Here is a 26850-nt window from a genome sequence, read left to right as displayed (position 1 = left end):
TGATTGGTGCCTTACCTTTCGTCTGCAAGCAGCCTAAGGCGCAGTGCGGGAAGTACCTGCTCTCGTAGCAGGGGCGCCAAGTGTCCCTGCCGCTCTGCATTTACTTCCAGCCAGTCCAGCGCGTCGATCTCCGCCTGTGCCTTTACCGAGGCTTCTAGGCGCGCAATGAACACGTCAGCTTCCACCCAATGGTCCGGTTCGTTTGCCGCCCGCGACTGAAAATGGCCGAGCGACTCTAGCTTCGACGGCTCCATCAGCAGATCCAGTTCTTCATGCAGTTCCCTCTCGAGCGTTTGCCGAGGCGTCTCCTCACCCTCGATCTTGCCGCCAGGCAACATGAACGCATGGGTTCCGCGCTTGCGTACGATCAATACGCGTCCCGCCTCATCAAGCAGGCAGGCAGTGGCGATTTTCAGCACGGTTAATGTCATGCCGCTTGCTCCTTATCGTGGCATAGCGCCACAAGCGTCTTGTGTTGGTTGTAACGTTGCAGGCGAACGGCGAGTGACCCCGGCAAAGCAGTGGTCTCACCGAAACTCAGTTGCTTGTAGAAAGACGCTAACCCCGGCTCACAAAATAACCATACAGGCCCTTCGCAGGCGGCCAGCGCTTGGGCCACCAAGCGTGTCGCGATTCCCTGATTACGGTGGCTTGGCGCGACCAGCAAACCGGTTAGCCAATGGCCGCCATCGAGGCCTGTGAGGCATAGCCCCGCAACAATCTCCACATGCTGTGCGACCCAGTAGCGAGCACCGGCTGGCGCCCGCATATGGCTGCGATGGGCTCGGTAGAATTTGTTAAGCAAAGGTCGGCTTTGGTCTGGCAGCTGACGCAACTGAGGTACTTCCATGAGCATTTCTCCATCAATGCTGCCGGATATTAACCGATGCTCGTCGGGTCAGCGGGCCACGGGTCCGAGCCGAATTCGATGTTCGCTCCGTTCATCCGGCGCCTGCAATTTTCCACCCTAGCTCGCGCTCTCAGAAGAACAGCATCCAGCTAGGACATAACAAAATGTTGGACCTACTGATCGTCATGGCCTTCGTTCTCTACGGTCTGGGTTCCGGCCTGCGCGCACGGGGCAAGGCGTCCCAAAGCCTCGACGAATACTTTCTGGCAGGCAGGACTATCAAGGGGTGGAAGGCAGGCTTTTCCATGGGGGCGACCCAGTTCGCGGCCGATACGCCGCTGTTGGTGACCGGTCTGGTCGCGACGGCGGGCGTCTTTGCGCTATGGCGTCTTTGGATCTATGGCCTCGCGTTCCTGCTGATGGCATTTATCTTTGCGGTGGGCTGGCGTCGCGCCGGAGTGCTGACCGACGCAGAGCTGACCTGTGTGCGCTATAGCGGCAAAGGTGTCACGCCGCTGCGTCTGCTCAAGGCTATCTATTACGGCACGGTGATCAACTGTGTGGTGCTGGCAATGGTCCTGGTAGCTGCCATTCGTATCGCTGAGGTATTCCTACCGTGGCATCTGTGGTTACCGTCTGGTGTCTATGAGCCCATCGTCGCGTTGATCGCCGATCTGGGCATCCAGCTTGGCGAGAGCATTACGGGACTCGATCCGGCGATGATGAGTGCCAACAACTTGATTTCGATCCTGCTGATCCTCGCATTTACCGCGATGTATTCGATTACGGGCGGTTTACGCGCCGTGGTACAGACTGACGTTATGCAGTTCAGCTTGGCGATGATCGGCACTCTGCTCTATGCCTGGTTCGTGGTTGACGCAGCGGGTGGTTTGAGCGGGCTGACCGACCGCATCGTCGAACTCTACGGCAGCGAACAGGCGAGCAGGCTGCTGTCTTTCGCCCCGCCTGCTGATGCGGGCGAGGCGTTGATGCCGTTTCTGGTGATCGTTGGTCTGCAGTGGTTCTTCCAGATGAACGCTGACGGTACCGGCTACCTGGCGCAGCGGAGCATGGCATGCCCCACCGACCGTGACGCTCGGATTGCCGGCTTGGTGTTCACCTGGCTGCAGATATTCCTGCGCAGCCTGTTCTGGATGGCGATCGCCGTCGGATTACTGGTGTTGTATCCCTTCACCCCCGGTGACATGGCCGGTGACGGTTTCACTGCTGGGCGAGAGGCCTTGTTCGTGCAGGGTATCGAAGATCTGCTGCCACCAGGCGTAAGGGGCTTGATGCTCGTCGGCTTGCTGGCGGCGCTGGCTTCAACCGTCGATACGCACCTCAATTGGGGGGCTTCCTATTGGAGTAATGACGTCTATGGAGGGGTGTTCGCGCCATACGTGCTCAAGCGAAAGCCAAAGGATCGCGAGCTAGTGTTGGTCGCGCGGTTGTCGAATGTACTGATCCTGGTGATCGCGATGATCATCATGGCCAATCTCGGTTCGATCCAGACTGCCTGGTTCATTTCACTGCTATTCGGCGCGGGAATGGGCTCGGTACTGGTGCTGCGCTGGCTGTGGGAGAGGATAAACCTCTATTCAGAGTTGACGGCGATGGCGGTGTCGCTGATCACGGCGCCACTGCTGCTCTATTACCTCGGCACCGACCCTGATCGTGAGTGGGTGCGCCTTGGAATCATGGCACTGACGACCACCTCCGCAGCAATCCTGGTGACCTTCATTACCCCCGCTACCGACGACGCCACACTTAAGCACTTCTACAGTCGTGTACGTCCGTTTGGCTTCTGGCGGCGTGCGGCGAGGCTCAATGGGGTAGCAGCCTCTGTTTCGGTCAAGGCGTTTGGTACACGTCTTTTTGCTGTTGCGGTGACTGCCGTTTCGCTGTTCTCCCTGCTGGTCGGTGTAGGGCGCTTGATGTTTCCGCCACCGGATGGTTCTTCAGTGATCAGCTGGGTATGCATAGCGGTGGGCTTGTTGCTGGTACCTGTCTGGTTGCGGATCGCCATGGGACATGAGTTCGATAGCGACCCCGAAGACGAACCGCTGCCGGATGAAATGGCGACACCCGAAAGTAGCACTTCCTGATCACCATCCCGAGTGAATTGCCGTTTCGTTAGTTGCCCGTTTCGGTTGTTTTATATCGCTGAGAAAGTATCTGCTGTAATGGGTTTTGCTAATAAAAAAGTCCTTGATAAACAGGTGCTTGCAATATACACCTAAAATAAAATGAACAGTCATGACGTGTTCCTGTCATTAACAGTGCGCATCACATAAGTTGCGCATTCCGCCATAGTTAGCAAGAACAAGAGGTGTTGTCATGAACAGACTTTTCAAAACTTCCCTCCTGGTCGCCGCCATGCTTCCCGCCATTGCAGTTGCCGCTCCGGTGGCAGGTGATCGCGAAGTTACGCTGGGTGGCGCGGGCAGCAGCGATAAGGACTTCGACGATACAGTGTTTTCCGTACAAGGTAGTTGGGGCACATATCTGGACGAGGCTTCCATGTGGGGTGTTCGGCAGACCGTAAATGCCCGTGACTCGGAAGGGGAGAGCGTGCAGTTCGACGGTTCGACCCGTGTGTTCTACGACTATCACTTCGGTAGTGGCAATACTCGTCCGTTCGTCGGGGTGAGTGTTGGTGGGATCTATGGCGAGGAGGTTGACGAAACCTTTATGGGGGGGCCGGAAGTCGGTATTAAATACTGGGTTCAGGACAAAACCTTCATCACTGCAATGGCCGAATATCAATTCCTCTTCAAAAGTGGAAGCGATGCGCGGGATCGTTACGATGACGGCGCGTTCTTCTACAGCGTCGGTATTGGCTACAACTACTGAAGCCAACAAGTGCGATGTTTAATGGCATCGCACTTGCTATTTGCGCTGCGCTGCGCTGGGCGGGATTCAAACTGTGCGCAACCTCCCTCAGCCCTCCACCAATTCTTTCAGAAAGTTCTGCAATGCCAGCCCTGGTTCGTCATCTTCAGAGGTGATCATGCGAATGCCCCACTGACTGAGGATTTCTTCCTGCACGGGGTTGGGTTTATGCGAAAAAACATATGAGATCGGCCGGACGCCTAGCATTTCGTGTTGGTTCCAGATCTTTGAAAGCTTGTAAAACAGCAATCTGATATTCGTATCGGAAAGGCTGTAGCCAATAAACAGGACGGCCTTGCTCAAGGTGTCCGCGCGCAGTTTGATATCCAGCGGTGTTTCGAACTGCAGCCTTTCGTAGTAGCTAGTCTCGTCGAGTACGATGGAATTATCGTCGTCGAAGTCGCCATGGAACTTGACGATTTGTCGCACGCCGTCTCGCGCCTTGACCAGATCGCTTGCATTGGCAATTTTCAGATAGCTGACGCCGTGAGCGTCGTGCGCGTTCTCTAGCCAGCGATCATAGTTGGTGGTGTAAATGGCAGGAAACCGGCCCTGGACAATCAGCCGGTGTATTTCCGAGTCGCGAATATCGATGTTCTTGTGCCATTCACGGTCCATCCAGCTGCGCAGCGGCCCGATGTTGCCTTTCTTGATGCGGTAGTACTCGGCAAGCGAAAGGAAGTTTCCGTAGGTATCGAATACGTCTGGATCGTACTCGAGCTGAGCGGCGATCTCATCGATAAGCTCGCGCCATGGCGGCAGCCCGATGTTGGCGGACACCCCCGAGCCAACAAAGAGAATCAGGCGGTTATTTTTGTATGCCTCCAGAAGCTTTTGCATCAACTACCTCAGCCCCTTCGCAAGTGCGTGATGAAGGCATCTAGAGCACGCCTGCGCATTGAAAGGTCGTTATGCACACCGCCCAGTTCTGCGAAGGTGCACGAATAGCCGTCTGGCACGAATACGTTGTCCCATTCGAACCCCTGATCGCCGGCAGGAGTACGGGAGATCTTGCCAGTGACCTCGCCCTTGAAGAAGTGCCGCTTGCGGCCGTCGCAGTAGCCGATCAACGTACGTGCAACGGCCGATGGGTCGTCGAGGCTGCCAATCAGATCGGAAAAACGTACGGCGTGCAGACGATCCCAAAAGGTCTGTGTAAGGCCGCCAGGAAAACCGTTCAGGCTGTTGATGAACAGGCCGGAATGCTCGACGAACACGGGCTTGCCAATTAGCTTGAATGCGTCCAGTAGCTTGTCACTGACCAGTTGGTTCAGGTCCTCGGTCTGTGTTTCAACGATGCGCACCGGGAATTTGACGATCTCGATACCGCTTTTGCCTAGAAATTCTTCTGCATCGCGAATCTTCTGCTCGTTCACCGAAGCAAAGCGGATCTTCATGGAATCCCCTGGTTGCGTGGTTCAGTGCCGCCGTGTTCGCAACGGCCTCACAAGGTATGACGCAGCTAGGTGCAAGGGGTTCGGCGGCGTGCAGACGCCAGGCTACTCGAGCCGAGGTACAGCGAGGTTACAGTGGAGCCGACTGTACGGGGCAGGCGTGCTGGCCTGCCTGGAGAATACGCTTTGCAGGAATTCGCAACTGGGCCAGCAGGTAATCGGCGAATTCTGCGGAGTATCCCTGCTTGGCGATCGCCAGAGCCATGCATTCGAGCCAGGCATCCTGCTCGGCTTCGCCGATTGTCCAGCGGGTGTGAAACTGCGGAATGTTGATGCTGCCGTAGTGTTCCGCGTAGCGACGTGGGCCACCCAACCAGCCGCAAAGAAAGGCAGCGAGCCGCTTGCGCGATTCGATCAGGTCGCGTGGATACAGGCGGCGGACGCAGGTCGCATCTTCGCGCTCGTCCATGATCTGGTAGAACGCTTCGACCAGGCGCGTCAGCCCAGACTCGCCACCCGCTGCCTGGAACGAAGCATCGCCTACGCCAAACGGAACGCTGAAGGTTGTATTCATGGTAAGGCCTCGAAACGGCGACGCACCGTGGAGATTGATCCAGAGCAACGGATGCGATGTTGGTGTCCGGGCGCGCCTGGATGATGGTCTATGCTGTCGACAAAACTGGCTGGAGACTCGCTATGCGCAACATTCTTCTCGCTTATGACGGTTCGGACAACGCCAAACGGGCCTTGCAATACATCATCGATTTCGCCACCGACGCGCCTAAGCCGCCCGAGGTGCATGTGCTGAACGTGCAGCAGGAGCCTGTACTCTATGGCGAGTTCGTCACTGCGGGTACGGTTGATGAGTTGAACAAGAGTTTTATCGACAAGTCGAACCGAACCCTTGCAGAAGCCGCTGCGGCACTCAAGACAGCGGGAATTGCGCACCAGACTCACGCCATCCTGGGCAACGTGGCGGAGCAGGTGAACGATGCCGTGCAACGGTTTGGTTGCGACACCGTAGTGATGGGCACCCGCGGCCTGGGCAGCTTTACTGGCATGCTCATGGGCTCGGTCGCCAATCGTGTGGTTCATGAGGTCTCGGTGCCGGTCCTTCTGGTGAAGTGACCGACACCTGTTTTGTCATCCTCAGTCCGGCTTGCGCTTGAGCAAGTCGGCCAGATTGGCAAAGGCCTTGAACGTCTCTTTCGGCCCCAGGTCGCTCCCTGGCCGGGCTTCGGCGTGATACTGGTTGTCGGTATAGCGTGAGTGCTCGTTGTCGTGGCAGTACAGGCAGAGCAACTCCCAGTTGGAACCATCTTCCGGGTTGTTGTCGTGGTTGTGGTCCTTGTGATGGACCGTCAACTCGCTCAGTCGCTTGCCGGAAAACTCCCGTGCACAGCGCCCACAGACCCACGGGTACATTTTCAGGGCCTTTTCACGATAACCCTGTTCGCGCTGGGCATAGGGGGTGTTGGGTTTGTTCGTACTCATCGCTGTGCCTCTAGCTCAACGGTTGATATGCGTTAGCCGGCCAGGCCGACGTAGACATTTTGCACATCGTCATGGGCGTCGATGGCGCTGAGGAAGGCTTCGACTTCCTCGAGCTCGGCTTCGGACAGCGTCGTCACGGGATTCTTCGGGCGGTAGCCGAGCTGTGCCGACTGTACGGTGAAGCCTTGGCCCGGCAGGGCGCGGCAGACCACGTCCATGTCCGTGGCGTCACTGATGAACAGCGTGGCACCATCTTCAGCAGCTTCGAAATCCTGCGCGCCGGCTTCGATGGCGGCCAGTTCGGGATCGGCATCGGCAGTCGCCGGCGCGGCTTCGATCATGCCGCAGTGATCAAAGTCCCAGGCGACCGAGCCGGAGGCGCCGAGCTGGCCCTTGCGAAACAGCACGCGGATCTCAGCCACGGTGCGGTTGACGTTGTCGGTCAGGCACTCGACGATCACCGGAACCTGATGCGGCGCGAAGCCTTCATAGGTGGTGCGCTCGTAATTGACGCTCTCACCTAGCAGCCCCGCACCTTTCTTGATGGCGCGCTCGAGGGTCTCGCGGGGCATCGAGGCCTTCTTGGCCTGCTCTACCACCAGGCGTAAGCGAGGATTCATGTCCGGGTCGGCGCCGCTACGCGCCGCGATCATGATTTCTTTCGACAGTTTGCCGAAGGTACGACCTTTGGCGTTGGCTGCCGCTTCCTTATGTTTCGCTTTCCACTGTGCGCCCATGAATGCTCTCGTGATGGCTTAGGTTGTTGGAGATCGACTGACCGCGATTCTAGCCGTTGCTGCGGCAGCAGGCACGGGCTGTGCGTAACTCAAGGGCCGCGGCAGGACGTATGGCGCGTAAGCCTGTCGACTGTAACGCCCAAATGCCTGCCTGCTGTATGAGTACCGGGTCGCCACAGCCGGCTTTAATGCGTTTTTGTCTGGGGAACTGTGCCATGGCACCGAAGGACCTGATGCTGGCCCTGGTTGTGATTGTCGTCTGGGGTATGAATTTCGTCGTAATCAAGGTCGGCCTGGATGACATCCCACCGATGCTGCTGGGGTCACTGCGCTTTCTGCTCGCGGCATTTCCGGCGGTGTTGTTCATCAAGCGACCACAGATGCCGCTGCGCTGGTTGTTGGCTTATGGCGGGACCATCTCGCTCGGTCAGTTTGCCTTTCTCTTCTCTGCGATGAAGGTCGGCATGCCGGCTGGCCTGGCCTCGTTGGTGCTGCAGTCGCAGGCGTTCTTCACGCTGTTCTTCGCCGTGCTATTTCTTGGCGAACGGCTCCGTGCAAGCAATCTGGTCGGGCTGATGATTGCCGCTGGCGGTTTGCTGCTGATCGGCATGCAAGGCGACCGCAGCATGACGCTGGCAGGTTTCCTGCTGACCATCTGCGCGGCATCGATGTGGGCACTGGGCAATATCGTTACCCGCAAGGTGGGCAAGGTGAATCTGGTCGGACTGGTAGTGTGGGGCAGCCTGATTCCACCGATTCCGTTCTTCGCGCTGTCGTGGGTGCTGGAGGGGCCGGAAGCGATCGGGGGTGCATTGCGTGGATTCGGAATGGATTCAGCGCTGGTGCTGATCTACTTAGCGTTCGGCGCGACCATTCTTGGCTACGGACTCTGGAGTCGTCTGTTGTCGCGCTATCCTGCCAATACCGTTGCGCCGTTCTCGCTGCTCGTACCCGTCGTTGGGCTGACCTCTGCCGCGGTACTGCTGGACGAGCACCTGGGCCTGCTCCAGGCGGTTGGCGCGCTGCTGGTAATGCTGGGTCTGGTGATCAACGTAGGCGGGGGATGGGTGGTTGGCCGACTGCGCACGGCTTTCGGCAGTCCAGCGGCCTGACAGCAAAACGCCCCGCGACGGTGTCCGGGCGGGGCGCTCTACCAGCGTTGTGATCTAGCGGGCAGCGTGACTGCCCAATAAAGGTGCGGGTCCGCTGGCTTTATCCCGTTTGGCCGCGCGCTTTTCCTGCGCAGTCTTGAGGGGTTTCTTTTTCGCATTCTTCTTTGTATCCATACCTTTGCTCATGATGTCGCCTCGCTGATGGGTGGCTTAGTGATGCATCCTTGCGTGCGTCTGCTCTGTGGCCAATGCACCTCGGCGTGAGCGTGAAGATCGAAATAGTCTTACAGAGCCTACGCCTGCCATGCAGGAATGGATAGCGACATCTAGCAGCCGTGGCTAACCAACCCTTGTGAGCGAAAGATCAGATCTTGAACCGCCCGATCAGCGTCTGCAGCTCACCGCCCAGCTGGGCGAGGCGGGCAGTTGAGATGGCCGTCTCCCGAGCCGCTTCGGCGGATTGGTCGGCCACGTCGCGCACGCTGAGCACGCTGCGATTGATTTCTTCGGCAACCGAACTCTGCTGTTCGGCGGCGGTGGCGATCTGCTGGTTCATCGCCTGAATGACCGAGACAGTTTCGGTAATGGCTTGCAGCTCCGTGCCCACTTCTCGAGCGAGGGTGACGGTATCGCGGGCCAGGGTGCTGCTGCTGTCCATCATTCCGGACGCCGTGCGGGCGCCTTTCTGCAGGTTGGCGATCAGGGCTTCGATCTGCGCGGTGGATTGCTGCGTGCGTTGGGCAAGCCCCCGTACCTCATCAGCCACCACTGCGAAACCGCGACCGGCTTCACCCGCCCGAGCAGCCTCAATGGCGGCGTTCAGCGCAAGAAGGTTGGTCTGCTCGGCAATGCCGTTGATCACGGTCAGCACGGTGCTGATGCCGTCGGTTTCCTGGTTTAGCTGGGTCATGGCCTCAGCCGAAAGCGTGACTTCGCTGGAGAGCCGATCGATCTGCGACAAGGCGCGCTGGACCACGGTATTGCCTTTGGCGGCCTGTTGATCGGCGCGTTGGGCTGCGCTTGACGCCTCTTCGGCATTGCGCGCGACCTCTTGCACCGTCGCGGTCATCTCATGCATGGCCGTGGCGACCTGATCGGTTTCCTGGCGCTGGCTGCTGACGCCGGCACTGGTCTGCTCGGTCACCGCAGATAATTCCTCCGAGGCAGTGGCCAGCTGCGTGGTGATGCCGCCGATATGCCCGATCAGCGTTTGCAGGTTACCGCGCGTCTTGCCCAGTGCCTGAAGCAATTGGCCGAACTCGTCGTGGCGCGGCTCCGGAGCCTGACCGGTCATGTCGCCAGCGCCGATGCGCTCGGCGATCTGCACTGCCTGGTTGAGTGGCTGCGTAATCTGACGGACGATCAGCCAGCCGATCAGGACGCCCAGGACAACCGCCGCCAAGGTGATGCCGATGACCTGAATCTTCTTCGTCTGGGCATCATTGGCGCTTTTCTCCGTCTGGCTGGAGATGATGCTGCGGGCCTGGTCGTAGAGCTTGGCAAAAATGGCCTCCATGTCCTGACGCGCCTGTTGTTGGCTGGCTACGATGGGCGGCAGCTTCTTTACCAAATCGACATATTCGGTAGCGCTGGCCTTGAGCGTTTTCAGGCTTTCGGCTTGAGGGCCGATCAGCTCTTCTTCCAGCGGTGAAATGGCCGCGTTCAACGCCTCGAATTGCTGGCTCAGGTTCTGCAGTGCGGCTTCGGATTCTTCCATCAGATAACCGCGCACGGTGAAGCGCAGCAGGCGGTTCTGCTTGGAAAGCTCGGTGGTCATCAGGGCAATGTTGGCGATGTCGCTGGTCGGGTGCAGGACCGGATTGCCCTGGACGCCGTTCCAGCGTTGTTCCAGATTGGCAATCAGCTTGTCGGTGGTGTTGCCTGCATCGACCCAGTTGGCACGCGTCTGCTTTTTCAGTGCATGCAGCGCGACGAGCTTCTCAAATGCTGCCTGATAGTCCCGAGCCTGGTTGACGATGGCTTGCAGATACTCGCGGTCCTGCGGCTCCGAAAAGCTGGCCTTTTTCTGCTCTACAAGCTGGGCGATTTTAGCCACCGAGTCGGTGACCTGAGCGACGTACTTCTGGTCGCCACGCTCTTCGAAGCGCACCTGCGCATAGCGGATCTGATTGGCTTCGTTGAGCAGGTTTTCAGCGGTCTGCGCTTTATCGCTTCGTGAAATCAGGGCGTCCATGCTGAGCACGCCGATAGCGGCAACGCAGATGGTAAGCAGCAATACCGCAGCGAAGCCCAGCGCCAGCTTGTAGCTGACTTTGAGATTTTTCATTGTTGTTCCTCAGGCTGGCAGTGCCGATGACGATGGGTCGTACAATGACATCGGCTTAATCTGTCAATACTTGAGGCGGTTGTCTGATGACTTGACTGCGTTTTCGGTCGTTAGTGGCTGTACATCATTGCCTGACACGTTGCGCCTGGATCTCGGGTAAATCCCGCCTGCGCATATACGCCAGTAACGGCTCTGTGACGGCCAACCGATCATTGATGTTTTGGTCGAGCAGCAACTGAATCAGCTCACGCTTGAGGGTCATCAACTCGTTGTCGACGGTCTGCCAGATGAATTCGCTCGCCGGTGTGATGCTGGTATCGGCGACATCCATGCCGAACGAGTCTTCGCTGAACCGGACGATGTGCTTGCCGCTTTTGCCGTTGAAACCCACAAAACCTTGCAGGCAGTCGGCGGCCTGGCAGATGTCGGCGGATGTGATGCTCATGTAAACCTCGGTATCGATTCGGGTGGTTTACACGCAGGGCAGGCGTTTGATGTGCTTGGCGACCTTACTTTTGGGGTCGCTCGATGGAAGGCATTGTCGCGGTCAGCGTTGCGTCTGAACAGCGGCACGACGCCGCTTGCCGTCATCAGAACAACGCACCCTGATCCTGTTGCCTGCGTCGACTGTCCAGGCGTTGACGAAAGCGTGTGCGGTATTCGCTTGCAAGCGGCGACAGACCGGCCAGCCAGGTGAGTTCGGTATCGCTGATGTCCTCATTCATGGATCTGCGCCAGACGCGCAAGACGCTGGCGGTCGGGCACGGCCTATCAATCAAATGCAGATCAGCGCCAGGGCGAACAGCGCCGGGTTCCAGGGTTCGGTACAGCCATCCGGTTCTGCCGCTTTTGGCCAGTTGCCGGGCTAGGCCTCGGGCGTCATGTCGTCGGTCGAGGTTGCTGCAAGGCGAGCGGGGCTGACTGACCTCGATCAGGGCGTCACCCCAGCGAAAGCGATCCCCGATGCAGACCTGTCGTTCATCCAGGTCCAACGTTGAAAGATTCTCGCCAAACGCGGCTGGGCCGATCGCTTGCAGGTGCGGGTACAGCCTGCACCAGTGTCGGTAGTGATCGGCCGGGTAATGGCAAAGGCTGCGATCCGGCCCGCCATGGAAACGGTGATCGGCGACACGGTCACCTTGCAGCCCGTTGAGATCGAGCCAGACGTCATTCGTGGCTCGTTGCTTGTCTATGCCCGAAAGCTTCTCGGTGCCCGGCAACCGCAGCAGTTGGTCGCGTAGAAAGGGGCCTTCAACCGGCCATTGCATGACGGTGCTCTGATTGGATGAAAAAGGGCAAGGGCTTTTCAAGCTTCGTTGAGTCGGGCCAGCTCTCGGCGCACCATGGCGGCAAACTCCGGCGGCTTCAGCTGATACAGCTCGGTGGCGACCCAGGCCAGCCAGCGCGGACCCAAAATCTCTCGGTGTTCCAATAGTCGTCGCGCTTCGGCTGTTGCCCGCTCGGCATGTTGCTGATGAAACTCCGACCGGCTCATGTCTGCTCCTTTAGCTGAGCGGGCGATTCTAAACGACGAGCCCCGTTGTCGCCCGATTGCTTGGTAAAGCTTCCGAGCCGCGCTAGGCTCGCGGTTCTGTCGTCAATCGAGTTCGAATCATGCCGCGGTCCGTCAACTTCAAGGACAAGATTTCCCGCCAGCGACCTTATGGACGCGTCGAATCGGGTCTCAAAGCCTCAGAGGGTGAGCTGTCACTGATCATTGATCAGTTTGAAAGCGATCGCGGCCGTATCATCAACTCCGCTGCGGTGCGCCGGCTGCAGCAGAAGACTCAAGTCTTTCCGCTGGAGCGCAATGCGGCGGTGCGCAGTCGTCTGACGCATTCCCTTGAGGTCCAGCAGACCGGCCGTTTCATCGTGCGCACCTTGTACAAGCAGCTTGGTGAGCGAGCAGCGCATTACGGCCTGGATGGGCTGGAAGGCGCGCTGGAAAGCCTGGTGGAAATGACGTGTCTGATGCACGACATCGGCAATCCACCGTTCGGGCACTTTGGCGAGTTCGCCATTGGCGAGTGGTTTAAGCGGCACCTGGAAAAGCTGTTCGACGCGGCGGTGCCGGACGAGCAGGGCAACAACGCATTGCGCAGCCGCATGCTGATCGATCTCGAGCAGTTCGAAGGCAATGCACAAGCGATCCGGCTGGTGGTGAGCCTGCTGCGGCTCAATCTGACCTACACACAGACGGCTGGCCTGCTCAAATACGTGCGCGCCGCTTACGCGCCTAAGCCGGCCAAGGGGACACCTGGTGCCTATCTGTTGAAGAAGCCAGGCTTCTACCTGTCGGAGGAACCTTTCGTTGCGGAGCTGCAGGCTGCGCTGGGATTGCAGCCAGGCACGCGGCACCCAGTCGCGTACATCATGGAGGCAGCCGATGACATCGCCTATTGCCTTGCGGACATTGAAGACTCGGTAGAGAAGGGCATCTTCACCATCGAGCAGCTATCTCAGCTGCTAATCGCCAAATTCACCGAGCACGGCTCGCCCGACGAGGCGATTGCGAGCACCGGCCGCAGTTTTCGCAGCATGGTCGAGTACGCCCAGGCGCGTGCTGCAAAGGAACCGATCAACAAGGTGGGCGAATTTTTCATCTGGCTGCGTGTGAATCTGGTACACCCGCTGGTGCAACACGCCGCCCAGCAGTTCATCGAGCATATCGAGGCGGTTTACGACGGCACGCTCGATCGTGCACTGCTGGAGGACGCAAGTCTTGCCAACGCCATCGTGCAGACCTTCAAGGATGTCGCGATGGACCGGGTGTTCTGTCACCGAGAAGTCGAAACCTTGCAACTGCAGGGCTACCGGATTCTGCAAGGGCTGCTGGATGCCTATTCGCCGCTGTTGGCCGTCGCACCAGAGACCTTCCAGGCATTGACGGAAGGCCGTTGTCGCAGCGAGCCGCACCTGCAAATGCTTGCCCGGCGCCTGCCCAGCCAACTGATTAAGGCCTACCACGAGTCGCTGAAAGCGCACCCTGAAGGCAGTGAAGAGCAGCCATTGTGGGAGTTCTACTACCGCTGCCGGATGTTGCAGGACTTCGTCAGCGGAATGACCGACCAGCTGGCGCAGGACGAATACCGCACGCTCTCAGCTTTATAACGTCCGTCTATGCCTGCTGTTCTGGCAGGCATCATCGTCCGCTTTGCCTGTAGCCCACCTCCGATGCGCCAAAATTGCTCGCGCTGCCGTTTCGTTGGTATAGCGCTTGCATTTGTCTGGTGCGTGCGGATCGAGCGTAGCCCCGTAATGGCGCAACGATCGACTGCGAAATCAGGCGGAATTAACCGTAAGTGTCTGAAAAATAACGCTTCGGTTTTCGAGAGACGGCCGTCTCGAAAGTCCGCCGCAACAGTTGACGGCAAGCCTTCAACCAATCGTGATGCAAGTTGGTGCGTTTGATTGGTGCGGATTGCTGTTTTGGTGCGCTTTCCATAGGACGTAGTAGATGGATAACCCAAGCAGTGCGGTAGAAGTCCTGATTCACGGTGCCAATACCCTGTTCATCCTGATGGGCGCTGTGATGGTCCTGGCGATGCATGCCGGTTTCGCCTTTCTCGAGGTCGGGACCGTACGCCTGAAAAATCAGGTCAATGCCCTGTCAAAAATCATCGCCGATTTTGCCGTCTCGACATTGGCGTATTTTTTTATCGGCTATTGGGTCGCATACGGCGTGACCTTTCTGCAGCCAGCGGATCAGCTTATCGCCGAAAACGGCTATTCACTGGTCAAGTTCTTCTTCTTGCTGACGTTCGCTGCAGCGATACCTGCGATCATTTCCGGCGGCATTGCCGAGCGCGCCAAATTCGGGCCGCAACTGTGCGCTACCTTGCTGATCGTTGCGTTCGTCTACCCGTTCTTCGAAGGCATGATGTGGAACGGCAATTTCGGCGTTCAGGCCTGGCTGGAAGCGCAGTTTGGTGCCCCGTTCCATGATTTCGCCGGCTCGGTAGTGGTGCACGGTATGGGAGGTTGGCTCGCTTTCGGCGCGGTGATTCTGCTCGGTCGACGCAACGGTCGATACCGCGATGGCCGTCTGGTGGCCTTCGCCCCGTCGAACATACCTTTCCTGGCACTGGGATCATGGATCCTCATCGTGGGCTGGTTCGGCTTCAACGTGATGAGTGCCCAGACTCTTCAAGGGGTCAGCGGGCTGGTGGCGATCAACTCGCTGATGGCCATGGTTGGCGGAACAGCGGCCGCATGGGCGGTTGGCCGCAACGACCCAGGCTTTCTCCACAACGGGCCGTTGGCTGGGCTGGTAGCGGTCTGCGCAGGCTCAGACCTGATGCATCCCATCGGTGCTTTGGCAACGGGCGTGGTAGCGGGTGCCTTGTTCGTCTGGGCATTCACCGCGGCCCAGGCCAAATGGAAGATCGACGATGTGCTCGGCGTCTGGCCATTGCATGGCCTCTGCGGCGTTTGGGGCGGGCTGGCTTGCGGGATCTTTGGTCAGCATGCCCTTGGGGGGCTGGGCGGCATCAGCCTTATCAGTCAAGTGATAGGCTCGGGCCTGGGTGTGCTGGTCGCGCTCGTGGGCGGCTTCCTGGTCTACGGCGTGCTCAGATCCACTGTTGGCATTCGCCTGAGCCAGGAAGAAGAATTCAACGGTGCCGACCTGTCGATCCACCGCATCGGTGCGTTGAGCCACGACTGACTTGAGGATGCCGGCCGCACGATGCGGCCGGCTTTTGGTGATTCGGGTTGATTGCCGCAGTGGGAACCCTTAGCTGCCCATTCAATCGACCGTGTCGGTCTCGCGGGCATAGGCGCGCATGAACAGGGCGACGCAATCCTCGACATGCCGCTTCCCATCTTTGGCGTCCAGTCGCTCGGCATAGCCGATCAGCAGACGAAAATGAGCGGCGCCTTTAATCAACGAACAGAAATGTTCCGCGGCGCGCATCGGCTCGGGCACATCCAGCAACTGGCACCGGTGCGCCTGGTCGAGCAGCTGCTCCAGATCGAGCAACAGCTTCTGTGGGCCTGCATCGAAGAACATCCGCGACAGCGTCGGGTTCTGGGCCGCCATTGCCACCATCAGTCGGTGCAGGCCGATGGATTCGGGGCTGATGACCAGCTCGTGAAAAGCCTGGGCAATATCCAGCAGGACCGAACGGAACTCACGGCCATCCTCCAGCACGAACAGCCGGCGCGGCAGACGCGTCTCGCAGGTTGCCTTTACCGCAGCGCCGAACAGCGCCTCCTTGTCTTTGAAATGACTGTACAGCGTGAGCTTCGATACGCCGGCTTCGGCGGCGATGGCGTCCATGCTGCTGCCTTCATAGCCATTGCCGAGGAACAGAGTTTGGGCAGCCGCCAGGATCGCTTCGCGCTTGGCGGGGTCCTTCGGACGGCCTGGGCCAGACGGTACGGGTGAGCTTTCGGTCATGGGCGTTTTTAATACTAGACTGGTGAGTTCGGTATTTTTACTATACCGCGCAGTATAAGTATTAGAACCCGCCTCGCGACAGAGAGAGATTCGACGTGTTCCGACATGCCTTGCCCTTCCTCGGTGTTTTTGGTTTCGTTTTGCTTGCCGGTTGCGGTAATGACGAGCCTGAGCAACTCTCGACGCGGCCGGTGATGGTGGTTCAGCCACAGCCTGCCAGTGAGGCCTTTGAAAGCTATCCGGGCGAGGTGCATGCGCGCTACGAACCCGAACTGGCGTTTCGCATTGCAGGCAAGGTCACGGAGCGGATGGTCGAAGCCGGCGAGCGGGTGAGCAAGGATCAACCATTGGCCAAGCTCGATCCGCAGGATGTGCGGCTGCAACTCGAGGGTATGCGCGCTCAGGTGGCGGCGGCGGAAGCCAACTTGCGGGTCGCCCGCGCCGAGCATGAGCGCTACAAGACCTTGATGGATCGCCAGCTGGTCAGTCGCTCGCAATTCGACTCTTCTGAAAACGCCTATCGCTCCGCGCAGGCACGGCTGCAACAAGCCCGTGCGGAATTCGACGTGGCCAACAACCAGGTCGGCTACGCCATCCTGCGAGCGACGCACGAAGGCGTGGTTGCTCAGCGTCGGGTTGAGGTGGGGCAGGTGGTTGGCGCTGGTCAGACAGCGTTTGTCCTGGCTGCCGATGGCGAACGCGAGGTGGCCATCAACCTGCCGGAACAGGCGCTGGAACGCTACTCGGTCGGCCAACCGGTGTCGGTGGAAATCTGGTCGCAGCCGGGCAAGACGTATGCCGGCCACATCCGCGAGCTATCACCAGCTGCCGACGCGCAGTCCCGGACCTACTCGGCGCGCGTTGCCTTCGATGATGCCGAGGTGCCTGCCGAACTTGGCCAGAGCGCACTGGTGTCGATCCGCAGCAACGGCGAGGTGCCGTTGGCCGTGCCGCTTTCGGCGGTCACGGCCGAGCAGGGCAACGCTTACGTCTGGCGAGTCAGGGAGGACGCCACACTTGAGCGCGTCGTCGTACAAACGGGGGCCTTCGGTGAATCCTCGGTGCCGATTCTCAAAGGCTTGCAGGCCGACGATTGGATTGTGTTGGCGGGTGTGCAGATGCTCCACGAGAACCAGGCGGTGAGGGCGGTCGATCGTGATAACCGTCCGGTCGTGCTGGCAGCGCAGGAGTAATCACGATGCGCTTCAATCTTTCCGCCTGGGCGCTGGGTAATCGGCAGATCGTTGTCTATCTGATGCTGTTGATGGCCGTGGTCGGGGCGCTCTCTTACAGCAAGCTCGGTCAGAGCGAAGACCCGCCCTTTACCTTCAAGGCGATGGTAATTCAGACCCAGTGGCCCGGCGCGACCGCCGAAGAAGTCTCGCAGCAGGTCACCGAGCGCATCGAAAAGAAGCTGATGGAAACGGGGGAGTACGAGCGCATCGTGTCCTTCTCACGGCCGGGCGAATCCAACGTGACGTTCATGGCGCGCGATTCGATGCACTCCGAGCAGATCCCTGACCTCTGGTATCAGATCCGCAAGAAAGTCGGCGACATCCGCCACACCTTGCCCGCCGGTGTGCAGGGCCCATTCTTCAATGATGAATTCGGCACCACGTTCGGCAACATCTACGCGTTGACCGGCGAAGGCTTTGATTACGCCGTGCTCAAGGATTACGCCGATCGCATCCAGTTACAGCTGCAGCGTGTCGCAAACGTCGGCAAGGTCGAGCTGATCGGTCTACAGGACGAGAAGATCTGGATTGAGCTTTCCAACGTCAAGCTGGCCAATCTCGGCGTGCCGCTGGAGGCAGTCAAACAGGCGCTCGAAGCGCAGAACACCGTCATGTCGGCGGGGTTCGTCGAGACACCCAGTGACCGTGTTCAATTACGCGTTACCGGTAGCTTCGAGACGGTAAAGGAAATTCGCGACTTCCCCATCCGAGTGGCCGGCAGCACCTTCCGCATCGGTGATGTCGCCGAGGTCTATCGCGGTTTCAACGATCCGCCCGCGCCACGCATGCGCTACATGGGCGAACCGGCGATCGGCCTGGCGGTGTCGATGAAACCCGGAGGCGACATCCTCGTGCTCGGCGAGGCGCTGCAAGAAGCGTTTGCACGACTGCAGCAGGAATTGCCGGCGGGCATGCAGTTGCGCAAGGTCTCGGACCAGCCGGCGGCCGTGAAGACAGGTGTGGGCGAGTTCGTCCAGGTGCTGATCGAGGCCCTGGTAATCGTGCTGCTGGTGAGCTTCTTCTCGCTGGGTGTCCGTACGGGGCTGGTGGTCGCGCTGTCGATCCCGCTCGTATTGGCCATGACCTTCGCGGCCATGCATTACCTGGACATCGGTCTGCACAAGATTTCCCTGGGTGCGCTGGTGTTGGCGTTGGGGCTCATGGTGGACGACGCGATCATCGCAGTGGAAATGATGGCGATCAAAATGGAGCAGGGCTTCGACCGGCTCAAGGCTGCGAGTTACGCCTGGACCAGCACGGCCTTTCCGATGCTCACCGGTACGCTGATCACCGCAGCGGGCTTTCTACCGATCGCCACCGCGCAGTCCAGTACGGGCGAATACACGCGCTCGATCTTCCAGGTGGTGACCATCGCCCTGATCGCCTCCTGGATCGCCGCAGTAGTGTTCGTGCCCTTGTTGGGCGAGAAGCTGCTGCCCGATCTGGCCAAGCGTCATGCGCAAAAGCATGGCGGCAGCGAGCAGGGACACGACCCGTATTCGACGCCGTTTTACCAGCGCGTGCGGCGCGTGATCCATTGGTGTGTGCAGCGGCGCAAGACGGTCATCATCCTGACCTTGTTGGCGTTCGTCGGCGCGATCGGATTGTTTCGTATCGTGCCGCAACAGTTCTTTCCCGCCTCCGGTCGTCTGGAGCTGATGGTCGATCTGAAGCTCGCTGAAGGTGCGTCCCTCAAGGCCACCGAAGCAGAGGTCCATCGCCTTGAGGAGATGCTCAAGGACCGCGCCGGTATCGACAATTATGTGGCCTATGTCGGTAGCGGGTCGCCGCGTTTTTACCTGCCGCTGGATCAGCAGCTGCCGGCCACCAGCTTCGCTCAGATCGTGGTATTGGCTGACAGTATCGAGCAGCGCGAGGCGTTACGTAGCTGGCTGATCGAGCGCTTGCGGGAAGATTTCCCGACCTTGCGCGGTCGCGTCAGTCGTCTGGAAAACGGTCCGCCCGTGGGCTATCCGGTGCAGTTCCGGGTCACTGGTGAGCATATCGATGTGGTGCGCAAGCTGGCACGTCAGGTCGCGGCCAAGGTGCGCGAGAACCCCTATGTGGCTAACGTCCATCTCGACTGGCAGGAGCCGAGCAAGGTGGTCTGGCTGAACGTGGACCAGGATCGTGCCCGTGCGCTGGGTGTCAGTACGGTTGAACTATCGAACTTCCTCAAGCGCACCTTCACCGGCACCACGGCGAGCCAGTTCCGGGAAGATAACGAGCTGATCGAGATCCTGATCCGTGGTACCGCACGCGAACGCGAAACACTGTCCATGTTGCCCAGCCTGGCGATTCCCACGGCCAGCGGCCGCAGTGTGCCTTTGTCGCAGGTCGCAACCCTGGAATACGGCTTCGAAGAGGGCGTGATCTGGCATCGCAATCGGATGCCGACGGTAACGGTGCGTGCCGACATCTATGGCGATCAGCAGCCGGCCTCGCTGGTGCAACAGATCGAGCCGACCCTGAATGAGGTACGCGAGGCGCTGCCCAGCGGTTACCTGCTGGAAGTCGGCGGAACTGTCGAGGACTCCAGTCGCGGCCAGGCCTCGGTGAATGCCGGAATGCCGCTGTTCATCATCGTTGTGGTGAGCCTGCTGATGCTGCAGCTGAAAAGCTTCTCACGTTCGGCGATGGTGTTCCTGACCGCACCGCTGGGGCTGATTGGCGTAGCACTGTTCCTACTGCTGTTCGGCAAGCCGTTCGGTTTCGTAGCGATGCTCGGCACTATCGCGCTGTCCGGCATGATCATGCGCAACTCGGTGATTCTGGTGGATCAGATCGAGCAGGACATTGGCGCGGGGCAGGATCGTTTCAATGCCATCATCGATGCCACGGTTCGGCGCTTCCGGCCCATCGTGCTGACAGCGCTGGCGTCGGTGTTGGCGATGATACCGCTGTCACGCAGTGTGTTCTTCGGACCGATGGCGGTGGCGATCATGGGCGGGTTGATCGTCGCGACTGCGCTGACATTGCTGTTTTTGCCAGCGCTTTACGCCGCCTGGTTCCGGGTCAAGGAAGCGCCTCAAAGCTGAGTCCTGAATGGGAGTCGGCGTCCGCTTAGACGCCGGCGGCCTGCAGCAGCTGCTCCGCTGAGGCCTTGGCCAGCAGCGCCTGGTCATCCGGGCCTTCGATGTGCGCCATGCTCAGTGCGCCTTCGATAAGAAATTGCAACTGGCGTGCAAGCTGCTGAGGCAGCGGTGCATCGAGTGCTTCCAGCAGCTCGCGCAGATGGTGCTGAAATTGCGCCTTGTATCCCGCTGCGCGCTGATGGATCGGGTGTTCTCGATCCAGATATTCGGCCGCTGCGTTGATGAACAGACAGCCACAGAACGCGGTTGGGCTGTGAATCATGTTGTTCAGTCCATCGAAAACGCTCAGCAGCGCCTTGCGCGGCGGCAACGCGCTGCGCGCCTCTCGCAAACGCTCGAGCATCGGCAGCTGGCGTGCTTCCAGCACCGCCAGGATCAGTTCGTCCTTCGACTTGAAGTGCTTATACAGGGTCATCTTGGCCACGCCCGATTCGCTGAGAATTCGGTCGATGCCGGTGGCGTGGTAGCCCTCTGTGTAGAACAGCCGCTCCGCGGTGGCGAGCAGCAGGTCGCGCTTGTTGGTTGCCATGTAGGTCTCCTCGGCCGGCCATTATGCGGGAGCGAAACTGTTCCCTCCAATTGTCGGCTGATCGATACATTGCGCTTGAAGTGTACAGACAGGTCTGTCTATTATCCAGTCGTGCCTGATTCCGGCCCATCCTCAAGGAGCGACACGATGAAACTCTACGACATGACCCTGTCCGGCAATTGCTACAAGGTTCGCCTGTTTCTTGGTTTGATCGGCCAAACGGCTGAACGGGTGCCGGTGGATGTGCTCAAGGGTGAGCACCGGCAGTCAGCGTTCCTGGCGACCAACCCACGCGGGCAGGTGCCGGTACTTGAGGACGGCGAGCTCCGAGTGATCGACTCTCAGGCCATCCTTGTTTATCTGGCGCGGCGCTATTCCGATGAAGCCTGGTTCCCGCAGGATGCGTTGGCTCAGGCGCGCATCGTCGGCTGGCTGAGCTTCGCGGCCAACGAGATGCACCATGGCCCAGCCACTGCCCGTGCGGGGCGTCTGTTCGCCAGGCCAATCGACGAAGCATTAGCCGCAAACCGTGCCGTGGCCGCCATCAGCCTGCTTGAACAACAGCTTGCGCAGCACGCTTGGCTCGCTGAAACGGCCGGCCCGAGCATCGCCGACATCGCGATATACCCCTATGCGGCGCTGGCCGGGGAGGGCGGTCTCGATCTCGCACCGTTTGCCGCAGTTAGGGCGTGGTGCTCTCGTATTCGCCAGTTGCCGGGTTACGTCGGCATGCCCGGTCTGGAGTAAGGAGGCAAGCGCCATGGCCAGTCCTTTCCATGCCGGCGAACAATGGGTACAGAGCCGTGTCGGCGTGCGCGAAAAAGCCGAGCAGATCGGCAGTCGAATGATTCACTCGGTCATGCCGGAACAGCACCGGGAGTTCTTCGCACAGCTGCCAGCATTACTGGTCGCTGCATCAGACAGCGAAGGGCAACCCTATGCTTCGGTGCTCTGTGGCAAACCCGGGTTTGCCTGGTCGCCGCACCCGGGCTTGCTGTGTGTCGAGGCCAGCATGCAAGCGGATGATCCGATTGCACCGTTGCTGCAACCGCACAGCCCCGTTGGCTTGTTGGGATTGGAGTGGCCGACGCGCCGTCGAAACCGGTTGAACGGACGAATCCTCCAACGCGATGCGCAAGGCTTCTGCGTGGCCGTGGCGCAGGCATTCGGCAATTGCCCGAAGTACATCCAGGCGCGACAGTGGCATACGGCTCCGCGCCAGCCGGGGCAGACGCTCGAGGGGCATGGATTGGCCAACGAATGGCTGGGACTGGTCAGGCAGGCGGACACCCTGTTCATCGCCAGCCACAGCCGGGACCCGGAGGGCGGCGGTGCAGACGTCTCACACCGTGGCGGGCCGCAGGGCTTCGTCGAGCTCGGTCGGGACGGCCGACTCTGGATGCCGGATTACAGCGGAAACCGGCTGTTCAACACGCTTGGTAATCTGGTCCGTGAACCCCGCTGCGGTCTGCTGTTCATCGATTTCGCCACTGGCGATCTGCTCCAGCTACAGGCCCGGGCAGAAGTAGTCTGGCCCGAGCAGTACGCAGCGCTGGGTGTTTCGGCTCTGCCTGGCGCCGAACGCCTGCTCGCGCTGGAGCCCGGTCACTGGACACTGCGGCGCTCACGTCTGCCGCTGGCATTTGCTGGGCATGACAGTTCGCCGTTTCTGCCTGGAACGGGAGTTTGAGCCATGCGTATCCTGAAGAGTCTGGCTGTGTTGTTGATACTTTTCTCCGGCGCTTTATCGGCAGCGGAGTTGCGCTTCAGCCTCGTCCAAACCGGGCGGACTATTTCCAGCGGTGAATATGCCTGGCGTGACGGTGGTTGGCTGCCGTCAGCCGAGTTCAATCATGTCGCCGTGCTGATCGAACACAGGGGTAGCCGCCTGTTGTTCGGTACGGGTCTCGGACGGCAAATCGACGCTCAGCTGAACGGTGTAATCCCCTGGCGCGCGAAACGCTACAGCGCAGTGCAGCCGGCGCGAGACCAGCTCGACGAGGATGGCTTCGCCATTGACCGGGTGGTGCTGGGCTGCGCGCGCTGGAATCATGCCTCTGGCCTGGTGGATTTTGCCGAACTGCCGGTGCTCGCAAGTCCGGAGAGCATTCGCTATGCGCAAAGCGCCACGCCGCCTGCGGTAATACCGGGGCAGTTTTCTCACGGGGTCAGGTGGCAGCCACTTCGCCTGGAACGCCGCGCTGTTTACGGGTTTGGGGAGAGTCTCGATCTGTTTGGCGACGAACGGCTAGTCCTGGTGAAGCTGGCCGGTCATGGTGCCTTGGGCCTGTTTCTTACGCTCGATGATGGTCGACGTTTCTTCTTTCGAGGAGATGCCTTGAGCACCGAAAGCCGCGCGGAGGCGCTGCCCGCCGAGGTCTACCGATTGCAGGATGTCCGGCTGCAGGCTCGCCTCGGTTTCTATCCCCGTTGGGTCGAGTGATTGCGCCATTGAATTAGCCCTGAAATTCGTTCGCATACCGCCGTTTTGAGCCCTTCCGTTCGTCTGTTCGAGCACGTCGAGCGATGCCTCGACAGCTAAGCTTAAGCCTGTATTTTTCTATCAGAAGCCAGGCCGGAAACGATGGGCGCAGTATGGCGAAACGACACATCTCGAGCAGACGGCAGCAAGCGCGCGCCATCTGCTGACAAGCCTGGGCGAACACGTCCGCACGGCAGCCGTCTGGCGCGCCGCATGGGTGTGTTCCTGGGCGTTTCATTGCTTGCCGGGGGCGGTTATGCCGCCTGGCATGAGATGCACACCTCGAAACTGCAGGCGCTGTGGCTTAACCGTTACGCAGAGAATCTGGACTACCAGCTCGAGCCCGGTGCGAGCCGCAGTATCAAGTTTCCCGAGGCGGGACCATTCGACCGCCGTCTGGGCTATGCGGCCATGCCGACGTTCCTGGAACGGCTGACCCAACGGGGGTTCAGTGTGCAGCAGCAGGTGAGTTTTTCGCCCGCGTTGCTGCGCTACGTCAACCGCGGCTTCTTCGTACCCTATCCGGAGAAATCCCAGGCAGGACTGACCATCGACGATTGTCGAGGCGAGCCCCTGTATGCCAACAGTTATCCGCACCAATACTACGAGACCTTCGATGACGTACCGCCGGTCATCGCGATGAGCCTGCTGTTCATCGAGGATCGCGGACTGCTCGACGCCGGCCGCCCACGAGCCAACCCCGCGGTGGATTGGCCACGTTTCACCATGGCGGCGGTCAGCCAGGTCGAGAAGAAGCTCGGCCTGCCGGTCCAGGCGGCTGGCGGCAGTACCTTGGCAACGCAGGTCGAGAAATACCGGCATTCGCCGGAAGGGCGCACGGGCAACGCTGAGGAAAAGATTCGGCAGATGATTTCTGCCAGCGTCCGTACCTACCGCGAAGGCCAGCAGACCATGGTCACCCGGCAGCGCATCGTGCGTGACTACCTCAACAGCGTGCCGCTCTCGGCCGCCTACGGTCACGGCGAGGTGCACGGCATCGCCGACGGCCTGCGCCTCTGGTACGGCGCCGATTTTGCCGAGGTCAACCGGGTACTCGATGCTCGCCGTAACGCGGGCGTCAGCTATGAAACGCAGGGGCTGGCGCTGCGTCAGGTGCTCTCGCTGCTGATCGCTCAGCGGCGCCCGTCGTATTACCTCGGGGCAGGGCGCGACGCCATGGCTGAACTCACCGACAGTCATATCCGCCTACTGGCGAACGGCGGCGTCATCAATACACGGCTGCGTAATGCCGCCTTGCAGCAGAAGGTTGTGTTCCGGGACCTGCGTCTCGAGCCGGGTATCCGAGAGGTGCCTTCCAGCAAAGGCATCACGGCGGCTCGGATGCGCCTCAGCAACCTGCTGGGTGTTTCGTTATATGAGCTCGATCGTCTCGATCTGGCCGCGACCACGCCGCTGCACGGTGAACTGCAGGGACAGATCAGCAACTACCTGCATCGACTGGCCGATCCGGCGTTCGCGGGCGAGGCGGGTTTGTTCGGCGAGCGCATGTTGTCTCCTGAGCGTACCGGCGACGTGCGTTACAGCTTCACGCTGTTCGAGCGCGGCGAGCAGGGCTTTCGCGTACGGGTGCAGACCGATAACACCAACCAGCCGTTCGATATCAACGAGGGCAGCAAGCTGGAGCTGGGCTCGACCGCGAAGCTGCGGGTACTGACGACTTATCTCGAGGTCATTGCCGAGCTGCACGAGCGCTACGCGACGAGCGATGTCGCCACCTTGCGCAAGGCCGAGGCGCTGGATCCGCTGACCCGCTGGGCCCTGGCTTATCTAAGTCAGCATGAGGATCGCAATTTGCCGGCGATGCTTGATGCCGCGCTGGAACGGCGCTACTCGGCCAGCCCGACCGAGCGCTTCTTCACTGGCGCCGGCATGCACCGGTTCGGCAACTTCCGCCGTGAAGATGATGGCCGCCTGCCAACCATGCGCGAAGCACTCCAGGAGTCGATCAACCTGCCGTTCGTTCGGTTGATGCGCGATCTGGTGAGCTACAGCACCTACCAGACTTCCAACGGTGCAGAGCTGCTTAGAAGTGACGACAATCCCGAGCGGCGAGAGTACCTGCAGCGCTTTGCCGATCGCGAAGGGTCCGTATTTCTCCAGCGCTTCTGGCGCAAGTACCGCGACAAGACCGCGGTCGAACGCATCGAAGCACTGCTGGACGGCATGCGGCCAACGCCATCGAGGCTGGCTGCGGTGCATCGTTATCTAATGCCCGAGGCAGATCGCGCAGCGTTCGAGCGCTTCCTCAAGGCCCGTCTGCCGACTGCGGACCTCACCGACAAGGCGCTCGACTCGCTGTACGAGCGCTATGCGCCGGGGTCGTACAGCTTGCCGGATCAAGGCTACATCGCCCGGGTCCACCCGCTGGATCTGTGGCTGCTGGGTTATCTGATCAAGCATCCCGAGGCGGGTATTACCGAAGTGATCGCGGCCAGTAGCGCCGAGCGCCAGGAAGTGTATGGCTGGCTGTTCCGCAGTCGCCACAAGAGCGCACGGGACAGCCGCATCCGCATCATCCTGGAAGTCGAGGCGTTCACCGATATCCATCGCCGTTGGCAGCGTCTTGGCTATCCGTTCGACCATCTGGTGCCTTCGCTGGCCACCGCGCTGGGCAGTTCGGGTGATCGTCCGGCGGCGCTGGCCGAGTTGATGGGCATCATCGTCAACGACGGTGTGCGGCTGCCGAGCGTGCGCATCGACAGCCTGCATTTCGCCAGCGATACGCCGTACGAGACTCGCCTCGGCATCCAGCCGGATGTGGGCGTGCGGGTGCTGCCGAGTGAGGTTGCGACGGCCTTGCGCGAAGCGCTTGCAACTGTGGTCGAGGGCGGCACGGCGCGGCGCCTGCGTGGCAGCTTTGTGCAGGCTGACGGTGAAGCACTGCGTGTCGGCGGCAAGACCGGAACGGGCGACAACCGGATCCAGACCGTTGGTGCCGGCGGCCGGCTGATCAGCTCTCTGGCGCTGAACCGCACTGCAACCTTCGTGTTCTATCTCGGGCCGAACCACTTCGGCACGCTGACCGCCTATGTTCCGGGGCGCGGCGCGGACAGCTTCCGCTTTACCTCGGCGCTGCCGGTGCAGGTGCTCAAAGGCATGGCGCCGATCCTGCAACCGTACCTGCAACCCGGCGCGCAGACGCAATGCCAGCCGGTCGGTGCGCCGCTGGAGCCGACGCTGACGGCGAGCACTAAGAAGTCCTGACGATAGCGGTTCGAGCGGTCGGGGATACCTGACCGCTCTGATCTCTTCTCGCAGTTGCCTTTGCCGAACACTCCGCGCTCGGCGACACTCATCCTTTTCGCGGGCCCAATCGGGGGC

The 26850-nt window shown here is 60.1% G+C and carries 25 protein-coding genes and 1 pseudogene; 12 read left to right on the top strand and 14 right to left on the bottom strand.

Annotated elements, in window-relative coordinates; translation table 11 throughout:
- Positions 1 to 11: 11 nt before the first annotated feature.
- Both ACQKIK_RS02440 and ACQKIK_RS02435 read right to left on the bottom strand, forming a co-directional pair.
- Complete coding sequence (locus tag ACQKIK_RS02440) at positions 12 to 431, bottom strand: NUDIX hydrolase (protein ID WP_241530544.1); 420 nt, start codon at positions 429 to 431, stop codon at positions 12 to 14.
- Positions 428 to 850, bottom strand: coding sequence for a GNAT family N-acetyltransferase (locus ACQKIK_RS02435; protein ID WP_241530545.1), 423 nt, complete (start codon positions 848 to 850; stop codon positions 428 to 430). The genes ACQKIK_RS02440 and ACQKIK_RS02435 overlap by 4 nt, the downstream gene beginning before the upstream one ends.
- Before the next feature lie 164 nt (positions 851 to 1014).
- On the opposite strand from ACQKIK_RS02435, the gene ACQKIK_RS02430 reads away from it, so the two are divergent.
- Both ACQKIK_RS02430 and ACQKIK_RS02425 read left to right on the top strand, forming a co-directional pair.
- Positions 1015 to 2955: a sodium:solute symporter family protein gene (locus ACQKIK_RS02430; RefSeq protein ID WP_499134608.1), complete on the top strand. Its 1941-nt coding sequence runs from the start codon at positions 1015 to 1017 to the stop codon at positions 2953 to 2955.
- A 232-nt stretch (positions 2956 to 3187) separates the two neighbouring features.
- A complete protein-coding gene (locus ACQKIK_RS02425) occupies positions 3188 to 3703 on the top strand; it encodes a hypothetical protein (RefSeq protein ID WP_045428956.1) in 516 nt (171 codons plus the stop codon).
- Between the two features lie 87 nt (positions 3704 to 3790).
- On the opposite strand, the gene ACQKIK_RS02420 is transcribed toward ACQKIK_RS02425, so the two are convergent.
- The 3 genes from ACQKIK_RS02420 to ACQKIK_RS02410 all read right to left on the bottom strand — a co-directional run bounded on the left by ACQKIK_RS02420 (position 3791) and on the right by ACQKIK_RS02410 (position 5710).
- Positions 3791 to 4582, bottom strand: a complete 792-nt coding sequence (locus ACQKIK_RS02420; protein ID WP_499134607.1) for an SIR2 family protein — start codon at positions 4580 to 4582, stop codon at positions 3791 to 3793.
- 8 nt (positions 4583 to 4590) lie between these two features.
- Entirely contained in the window at positions 4591 to 5139 is a 549-nt protein-coding gene (locus ACQKIK_RS02415) for a non-canonical purine NTP pyrophosphatase (RefSeq protein WP_045428952.1), read from the bottom strand.
- 127 nt (positions 5140 to 5266) lie between these two features.
- Positions 5267 to 5710 (bottom strand): group II truncated hemoglobin, encoded by a 444-nt coding sequence (locus ACQKIK_RS02410; RefSeq protein WP_499134605.1) that lies wholly within the window; start codon positions 5708 to 5710, stop codon positions 5267 to 5269.
- Between the two features lie 122 nt (positions 5711 to 5832).
- On the opposite strand from ACQKIK_RS02410, the gene ACQKIK_RS02405 reads away from it, so the two are divergent.
- Positions 5833 to 6264, top strand: coding sequence for a universal stress protein (locus ACQKIK_RS02405; RefSeq protein WP_045428948.1), 432 nt, complete (start codon positions 5833 to 5835; stop codon positions 6262 to 6264).
- 21 nt (positions 6265 to 6285) lie between these two features.
- Here the strand turns inward: ACQKIK_RS02405 and ACQKIK_RS02400 are convergent, their stop codons facing one another.
- Together ACQKIK_RS02400 and ACQKIK_RS02395 are read right to left on the bottom strand one after the other, a co-directional pair.
- Entirely contained in the window at positions 6286 to 6630 is a 345-nt protein-coding gene (locus ACQKIK_RS02400) for a YajD family HNH nuclease (RefSeq protein WP_064481893.1), read from the bottom strand.
- 32 nt (positions 6631 to 6662) lie between these two features.
- On the bottom strand, positions 6663 to 7367 hold the full coding sequence (locus ACQKIK_RS02395) for a YebC/PmpR family DNA-binding transcriptional regulator (protein ID WP_064481894.1): 705 nt from the start codon (positions 7365 to 7367) through the stop codon (positions 6663 to 6665).
- Positions 7368 to 7582: 215 nt separating this feature from the next.
- Between ACQKIK_RS02395 and ACQKIK_RS02390 the strand changes: the two genes are divergently transcribed.
- The gene (locus tag ACQKIK_RS02390; protein ID WP_127838775.1) at positions 7583 to 8479 is read left to right on the top strand and encodes an EamA family transporter; all 897 of its coding nucleotides are present in this window, start codon (positions 7583 to 7585) and stop codon (positions 8477 to 8479) included.
- Positions 8480 to 8843: 364 nt separating this feature from the next.
- Here ACQKIK_RS02390 and ACQKIK_RS02385 read toward each other — a convergent pair whose 3' ends face one another.
- The 5 genes and pseudogenes from ACQKIK_RS02385 to ACQKIK_RS02365 all read right to left on the bottom strand — a co-directional run bounded on the left by ACQKIK_RS02385 (position 8844) and on the right by ACQKIK_RS02365 (position 12261).
- Positions 8844 to 9623: a methyl-accepting chemotaxis protein gene (locus tag ACQKIK_RS02385; protein WP_499135178.1), complete on the bottom strand. Its 780-nt coding sequence runs from the start codon at positions 9621 to 9623 to the stop codon at positions 8844 to 8846.
- Between the two features lie 78 nt (positions 9624 to 9701).
- Positions 9702 to 10673: pseudogene (locus ACQKIK_RS02380) on the bottom strand (methyl-accepting chemotaxis protein); the annotation flags it as partial.
- 217 nt (positions 10674 to 10890) lie between these two features.
- Complete coding sequence (locus ACQKIK_RS02375) at positions 10891 to 11211, bottom strand: DUF2025 family protein (RefSeq protein WP_241530551.1); 321 nt, start codon at positions 11209 to 11211, stop codon at positions 10891 to 10893.
- Between the two features lie 145 nt (positions 11212 to 11356).
- Positions 11357 to 12034, bottom strand: coding sequence for an MOSC domain-containing protein (locus ACQKIK_RS02370; RefSeq protein WP_241530552.1), 678 nt, complete (start codon positions 12032 to 12034; stop codon positions 11357 to 11359).
- Between the two features lie 38 nt (positions 12035 to 12072).
- Positions 12073 to 12261, bottom strand: a complete 189-nt coding sequence (locus tag ACQKIK_RS02365; RefSeq protein WP_046162003.1) for a hypothetical protein — start codon at positions 12259 to 12261, stop codon at positions 12073 to 12075.
- A gap of 119 nt (positions 12262 to 12380) precedes the next feature.
- Here ACQKIK_RS02365 and dgt point away from each other — a divergent pair, with 119 nt between their 5' ends.
- Together dgt and ACQKIK_RS02355 are read left to right on the top strand one after the other, a co-directional pair.
- Positions 12381 to 13877 carry a dGTPase gene (dgt, locus tag ACQKIK_RS02360; RefSeq protein WP_241530553.1) on the top strand — a complete coding sequence of 499 codons (1497 nt, stop codon included), beginning with the start codon at positions 12381 to 12383 and terminating at the stop codon, positions 13875 to 13877.
- Between the two features lie 346 nt (positions 13878 to 14223).
- Positions 14224 to 15432 (top strand): ammonium transporter, encoded by a 1209-nt coding sequence (locus tag ACQKIK_RS02355; RefSeq protein ID WP_241530554.1) that lies wholly within the window; start codon positions 14224 to 14226, stop codon positions 15430 to 15432.
- An 81-nt stretch (positions 15433 to 15513) separates the two neighbouring features.
- Here the strand turns inward: ACQKIK_RS02355 and ACQKIK_RS02350 are convergent, their stop codons facing one another.
- Positions 15514 to 16167, bottom strand: coding sequence for a TetR/AcrR family transcriptional regulator (locus tag ACQKIK_RS02350; protein ID WP_241530555.1), 654 nt, complete (start codon positions 16165 to 16167; stop codon positions 15514 to 15516).
- Positions 16168 to 16262: 95 nt separating this feature from the next.
- Here ACQKIK_RS02350 and ACQKIK_RS02345 point away from each other — a divergent pair, with 95 nt between their 5' ends.
- Positions 16263 to 17360: an efflux RND transporter periplasmic adaptor subunit gene (locus ACQKIK_RS02345; RefSeq protein WP_241530556.1), complete on the top strand. Its 1098-nt coding sequence runs from the start codon at positions 16263 to 16265 to the stop codon at positions 17358 to 17360.
- 5 nt (positions 17361 to 17365) lie between these two features.
- The gene (locus tag ACQKIK_RS02340) at positions 17366 to 20440 is read left to right on the top strand and encodes an efflux RND transporter permease subunit (RefSeq protein WP_241530557.1); all 3075 of its coding nucleotides are present in this window, start codon (positions 17366 to 17368) and stop codon (positions 20438 to 20440) included.
- A gap of 25 nt (positions 20441 to 20465) precedes the next feature.
- Here the strand turns inward: ACQKIK_RS02340 and ACQKIK_RS02335 are convergent, their stop codons facing one another.
- Positions 20466 to 21026 (bottom strand): TetR/AcrR family transcriptional regulator, encoded by a 561-nt coding sequence (locus tag ACQKIK_RS02335; protein WP_241530558.1) that lies wholly within the window; start codon positions 21024 to 21026, stop codon positions 20466 to 20468.
- A gap of 147 nt (positions 21027 to 21173) precedes the next feature.
- Here ACQKIK_RS02335 and ACQKIK_RS02330 point away from each other — a divergent pair, with 147 nt between their 5' ends.
- The 4 genes from ACQKIK_RS02330 (at position 21174) to ACQKIK_RS02315 (ending at position 26733) form a co-directional block, all read left to right on the top strand.
- Positions 21174 to 21773: a glutathione S-transferase family protein gene (locus ACQKIK_RS02330; RefSeq protein ID WP_241530559.1), complete on the top strand. Its 600-nt coding sequence runs from the start codon at positions 21174 to 21176 to the stop codon at positions 21771 to 21773.
- A 13-nt stretch (positions 21774 to 21786) separates the two neighbouring features.
- Complete coding sequence (locus ACQKIK_RS02325; RefSeq protein WP_241530560.1) at positions 21787 to 22716, top strand: pyridoxamine 5'-phosphate oxidase family protein; 930 nt, start codon at positions 21787 to 21789, stop codon at positions 22714 to 22716.
- 3 nt (positions 22717 to 22719) lie between these two features.
- The gene (locus ACQKIK_RS02320) at positions 22720 to 23469 is read left to right on the top strand and encodes an MBL fold metallo-hydrolase (RefSeq protein WP_241530561.1); all 750 of its coding nucleotides are present in this window, start codon (positions 22720 to 22722) and stop codon (positions 23467 to 23469) included.
- Between the two features lie 141 nt (positions 23470 to 23610).
- Complete coding sequence (locus ACQKIK_RS02315; protein ID WP_413818216.1) at positions 23611 to 26733, top strand: transglycosylase domain-containing protein; 3123 nt, start codon at positions 23611 to 23613, stop codon at positions 26731 to 26733.
- Positions 26734 to 26850 lie beyond the last annotated feature (117 nt).

The organism is Pseudomonas sp. NPDC047961, assembly GCF_050272435.1.
GTDB lineage: Bacteria > Pseudomonadota > Gammaproteobacteria > Pseudomonadales > Pseudomonadaceae > Stutzerimonas.
This window is presented reverse-complemented; position numbering and strand designations above follow the sequence as displayed.